This is a genomic window from Falsiroseomonas sp., from assembly GCF_030695085.1.
Classification (GTDB): domain Bacteria; phylum Pseudomonadota; class Alphaproteobacteria; order Acetobacterales; family Acetobacteraceae; genus Falsiroseomonas.
Window position 1 is genome coordinate 1 of sequence record NZ_JAUYTS010000192.1, and the last position, 4,947, is coordinate 4,947.

Sequence of the window (4,947 nt, forward strand, 5' to 3'; positions counted from 1 at the left end):
CGCCCGGGTGTTCCACCACAAAGTCCACATGCGCCATGAACACCGCACGCAGCGCTGGCAAGGGTGCGGCGTGGGCGGCAGCGGCGGCCTGCAAGCGGTGCAGCAAGGTGCGGTGCGCGTGGTCAATCACCGCCAGCCAAATGGCTTCTTTGCTGTCAAAGTGCCGAAACACCGCGCCTTGTGTGATGCCCACCACCTGCGCCAGCTCGGCGGTGGTCACGGTGGCGGGGCTGCGCTCGGCAGCCAGCGCCAGCGCGGCCGCCACCAGAGCGGCCTGGCGGGTTTCGGTGGGCTGTTTGGACAACATGGCCCTAAATGTAATTCAACAATTACTTATATTCAAGCCGTGTCCCTGCTTTCACCCCTGGCCTTGCGGCACTGGGGCTGCGCTCAGCGGCTCACTGCCCCTGGCCCAGGGCGAAGCCCTTCACGCCGTCGAAGGTGCAGAGGTTTTCGGTCTTGATCACGTCCACCCCGGCGTCGGTCAGCGCACCCAGCAAGTGGACGATGTCGCGCTGCGCCACCTCGCCGCTGTCGGTGCCCGCTGCGAAGCGGCAGCGCCAGTGGTCGGTGCAGAAAGTTTCGGGGAAACCGCCCGGCCACACCTTCACGCCCCGGTTGGTGATCATTTGCAGTTGCAGCGCGGCGGTGTCGCTGGCCTTGAGCTGCACCGCCAGATCGTCGGCGCTCAGAGCCGACTGGTGCACAAACACATCCACCCCCACCAGCGCTTTTCTGGCGGTGGGCGCGCGCACATACAGCGGCTTGGCCGCCTGTTCGGCGCGCGGCGCCGGCGCTTGGTAGCGCACCGGCTTGAACTTCTCGGGCAAACGGCCCAGGCGCTCGATGATCGCGTCGGCAAAGTCCATGCTGCCAAACGGCAGCGGCAGGCCCGCCTTGGCGCTGCCCGCGCGTTGCAGGTCGGCGGTGAACACGCCGTCTTCCAGCGTGCACAGCCAAGCGTTGTGAATTTTGGCCGCCACCTCGGGCTGGCCAATGTGCACCAGCATCATCACCGCGCCCAGCAGCAGGCCGCTGGGGTTGGCAATGCCTTGGCCCGCAATGTCGGGCGCGCTGCCGTGAATGGCCTCGAACATCGCCACGTGTTCGCCAATGTTGGCGCTGCCCGCCAGACCCACGCTGCCGGTCATCTCGGCGGCGATGTCACTGATGATGTCGCCGTACAGGTTGGCCGTGACGATCACATCAAACAGCTCGGGCCGGGTGGCCAGGCGCGCCGCACCGATGTCGATGATCATGTGGTCCGCTGCTATCTCGGGGTATTCCACGCGAATCTCGTCGAACACCTGATGAAACAGGCCATCGGTCAGCTTCATGATGTTGTCTTTGGTCATGCAAGTGACCTTCTTGCGCCCGTTGGCCCGCGCGTATTCAAACGCGTAACGCACGATTTTTTCGCAGCCTGGGCGCGTGATCAGCTTCAGGCACTGGAATACCTCGTCGGTCTGGCGGTGCTCAATGCCGCCGTACAGGTCTTCCTCGTTCTCGCGCACGATCACCAGGTTCAGCTTGGGGTGCTTGGTGGCCACGAACGGGCTGTAGCTCACACAGGGCCGCACATTCGCGTACAGGCCCAGCGTTTTGCGGATGGTCACGTTCAGGCTCTTGTAGCCGCCGCCGCTGGGTGTGGTGATGGGCGCCTTCAGAAACACCTGGGTGCGGCGCAGGCTCTCCCACGACTCGGGCGCAATGCCGCTGCTGTGGCCCGCTTGGTAGAGCTTTTCGCCAATGTCGATGGTCTCGGGCGCAATGCGCGCACCCGCCGCCGCCAGCACCTTGAGCGTGGCGGCCATGATCTCCGGGCCAATGCCGTCGCCGTGCGCCACCGTGATCGGCACCAAGGTGTCGGCTTGGTGGCTGGTGCCCGTGGCGTTCAAAGCGTCGGTGATCAGGTCTTTCGGGGTGTCGTTTTTCATCGCATGTCCTGGGGTGTGTTGAAGGTGAGCGCACTGTAGGCAAACACACACATAAAGAAAAATACTTTGTTTTTATAAAATTCATAGGTATAAATCTATGAATTTGACACGCCGACCAGAACACCGCCGCCGCACTGACCTCCGTCCCAACGCCCATGCCCACCGCCATCAAACGCTTACTGCGCACATCGCCCCAGCAACTGCGCGCTTTTGAGGCCACTGCGCGGCTCATGTCGGTCACCCAGGCCGCGCGCGAACTGCATGTGAGCCAGCCCACCGTGAGCGTGCAACTGCGCGAACTCGCCACGCTGGTGGGCGAACCCCTGTTTGAGCCGGTGGGTCGGGGCATCCGCCTCACGCCCGCAGGCGAGGCGCTGCAAAGCACCGTGGCCGACATTGCCGCCTGCTGGCAGCGCTTTGAAGAACGGCTGTCCGACCAGAGCGGCCTGCTGCGCGGGCGCCTGCGCATTGCCGCCGTGACCACCGCCGAATACTTCGTGCCCGACCTGCTGGGGCCGTTTGCCGCGCTGCACCCCGGTGTGGACATTGATCTGGCGATCGAAAACCGCGACCGCGTCATTGCCCGCCTGCACCGCCAGGCCGACGATCTGGCCGTGATGATGCTGCCGCCCGACGAACTGCCGCTGCAAAGTCTGCCGTTTTTGGACAACCCGCTGGTGGTGCTGGCCCCGCGCAGCCACCCGCTGGCCCAGAGCACGCAACCCATTGCGCTGGAGCGCCTGAGCGCCGAGCGTTGGCTCATGCGCGAAGCCGGCAGCGGCACCCGCCAAGTGACCGAAAAGCACTTTGCCGACCACGGCTTTTCGCCCCGCATGGCCATGAGCCTGGGCAGCAACGAAGCCATCAAGCACGCCGTGGGCGCGGGCTTGGGGTTGGCGGTGGTGTCGGCGCTCACCGTCGAGGCCGGGCACGCGCCCAGCGCGCCGTGGGTGTGTTTGCCGGTGGAAGGCTTTCCCATTCAGCGCCAGTGGTCGCTGGTCTGGCGCAGCGACGCCCCGCTGGCCGTGCCCGCCCGACAGCTGGTGGCCTATGTGCAAAATGCCCAGAGGCCCGTGCTGGCGCACTGACCACCGACGGTGTTCAAGCGCCGCTCAGACCACCACGAACAGCAGCAACCAGCCCACACTGAAAGCCACCACCACCGAAGGCCGTCGAGGCGAGCGCCAGAGGGCGGACACGATGAGCAGGTTGTAAGGCAGTGGCGACAGGTGCGCCAGCAACACCCAATGCATGGGCGCGTCTTGCGAGAGCAGTGCCAAGGCCGTGCCCGTCATCAGCACATTCAGACTGGTGCCGATGAGCAGCAGGTCGCGCCAGAACAGGGTGGTCCACCCGATGCGACCCTGCCAGCGCTGAGCTATGAACGTTTTCAAGGGGTGGACCGGTGGGCAATCGTCACCCGGAAGCTTTCACCGTCGGGGTTTTTTCCCACCGTGGCTTCGGTGTCGCCCTTGCCGGAATAGCCTTCTGAGCAGGCGCCCAGTGCCAGCAAGGCCGCTGCGGCGCATGTGCGTGGCCAGGTTATCAAGGGGTCATGGCCTCGTCGGTGCTTTCGGGTGCATTCGGGTCCAGACGGGTGGCCAGCACTTTGTCAATGATCCGGCCATCCATGTCCACGATCTCGAAACGCCAGGATTCCCAATCGACGTGGTCGCCCTCCTTGGGCATGCGGCCCGTCAGCAGCATCATCATGCCGCTGAGCGTGTGGTAACGGCCGCGCTCTTCGTCGGGCACCGCGTCCAGGTCCAACCGGTCCTTCAGCTCGGGCACGGGAATGTGGCCGTCGAGCAGCCACGAGCCGTCGTCGCGCTGCACAGCCCATGAGGTGGCGGGGTCGCGCGGGCTGAACTCGCCGGTGATGGCTTCGATCAGGTCTGGCAGCGTCACGATGCCCTGCACTTCGCCGTACTCGTCGATCACAAACGCCATCTGCCCGCCCGACTGGCGGAAGTTGCCCAGCAATTCCATGCCGGTGATGGTTTCGGGCACGTACAGCGGATCTTGCAGCGACTGGCTGGTCAGTTCGCGTTCGCCGCCGCGCAGCGCCTGCGACAGCCACTTGCGCGCATTCACCACACCCACCACCTCCTGCATGTCGCCGCGCACCACCGGGAATCGGGCGTGGTCGGAGGCTTCGACGCGCGCCATGTTCACCTCAAAGCTCTGTTCTAGGTCGAGCGACACCACATCGCCGCGCGGCACCATCAGCGAACCGATCTGCCGGTCGTCCAGCCGGAACACGTTGCGCACCATGGCGTGTACCAGCACGGTGGCGCCGATCTGGCTGACCTGCAGCAAAACGGCGGCGCCTTGGCTTCACATCGCCTTTTTGATGTCGGTGTAGTCACCGCGCGTGCGCAGGATCACCTTCACGTCGGCTTGGCCCCGGTTTCGCCAGTACCAGCCGTGGTTGCCGGTGAACGCTGCTTCCAGCACACCCTCGTCGGCGGGCACGCCTCTGCCTTTTTCGTAGCTGATCGACTTGCCAGGTGCATCACCGTGGGTGTCGAAATTGACTTCCCCGCCCTCTACCACCCACGCATACTGGGCTTTGGCGCCTTCGGTCATCTTCAATTTGATTTCCGTACCTTCGCCTGGGGTCAGCGTGAAGGGAATTTCATCTCGCCATTCGATCTTGGGCGCGGCAACCACAGCAACAGGAGGTGGTGCAGAAACTGTGGCGGCTGGTGGTGCGGCAGTGGCCGGGGCCAAGCCGGTGGGTGCATCTACCGACGGCGACGGGACGGCGGTGGGCGTGGCGGCGGCATCGGCGGCGGCCTCTGCCGCGAGCTGCTGCTTGATCTCGCCCATGTCGGTCATGCGCAGGACTCTGCCGATGCCGGTGGGATCGATGCCATATTCGGCCGGGAGCACGACGGCCACAAGAAGAATCACGGCAGACACGGCGGCGAGGACGGTGGAGCGCACCAGCTGCTTCGAAGAGGGCAGTTCGGCGCGGTTGGGGGTATCGCTGTTGTACATGTTGAAT

Annotated in this window: 7 protein-coding genes; 1 reads left to right on the forward strand and 6 read right to left on the reverse strand. The window is 64.7% G+C overall.

Annotation, left to right across the window (positions count from 1 at the left end; translation table 11 throughout):
* Both Q8S40_RS20515 and Q8S40_RS20520 read right to left on the reverse strand, forming a co-directional pair.
* Positions 1-307: TetR/AcrR family transcriptional regulator (locus Q8S40_RS20515; protein WP_305671888.1), on the reverse strand; the 307-nt coding region annotated here is incomplete at its 3' end.
* Positions 308-398: 91 nt separating this feature from the next.
* On the reverse strand, positions 399-1,937 hold the full coding sequence (locus tag Q8S40_RS20520) for an NADP-dependent isocitrate dehydrogenase (RefSeq protein ID WP_304827200.1): 1,539 nt from the start codon (positions 1,935-1,937) through the stop codon (positions 399-401).
* Positions 1,938-2,092: 155 nt separating this feature from the next.
* On the opposite strand from Q8S40_RS20520, the gene Q8S40_RS20525 reads away from it, so the two are divergent.
* Positions 2,093-3,025, forward strand: a complete 933-nt coding sequence (locus tag Q8S40_RS20525; RefSeq protein WP_305671889.1) for a LysR family transcriptional regulator — start codon at positions 2,093-2,095, stop codon at positions 3,023-3,025.
* A 24-nt stretch (positions 3,026-3,049) separates the two neighbouring features.
* Here Q8S40_RS20525 and Q8S40_RS20530 read toward each other — a convergent pair whose 3' ends face one another.
* The 4 genes from Q8S40_RS20530 to Q8S40_RS20545 all read right to left on the reverse strand — a co-directional run.
* Entirely contained in the window at positions 3,050-3,331 is a 282-nt protein-coding gene (locus Q8S40_RS20530; protein WP_304827206.1) for a hypothetical protein, read from the reverse strand.
* Positions 3,328-3,450 carry a hypothetical protein gene (locus Q8S40_RS20535; protein WP_305671890.1) on the reverse strand — a complete coding sequence of 41 codons (123 nt, stop codon included), beginning with the start codon at positions 3,448-3,450 and terminating at the stop codon, positions 3,328-3,330. The genes Q8S40_RS20530 and Q8S40_RS20535 overlap by 4 nt, the downstream gene beginning before the upstream one ends.
* A gap of 32 nt (positions 3,451-3,482) precedes the next feature.
* A complete protein-coding gene (locus Q8S40_RS20540) occupies positions 3,483-4,256 on the reverse strand; it encodes a hemolysin family protein (RefSeq protein ID WP_305671891.1) in 774 nt (257 codons plus the stop codon).
* Between the two features lie 18 nt (positions 4,257-4,274).
* Positions 4,275-4,947: hypothetical protein (locus tag Q8S40_RS20545; RefSeq protein WP_371136868.1), on the reverse strand; the 673-nt coding region annotated here is incomplete at its 5' end.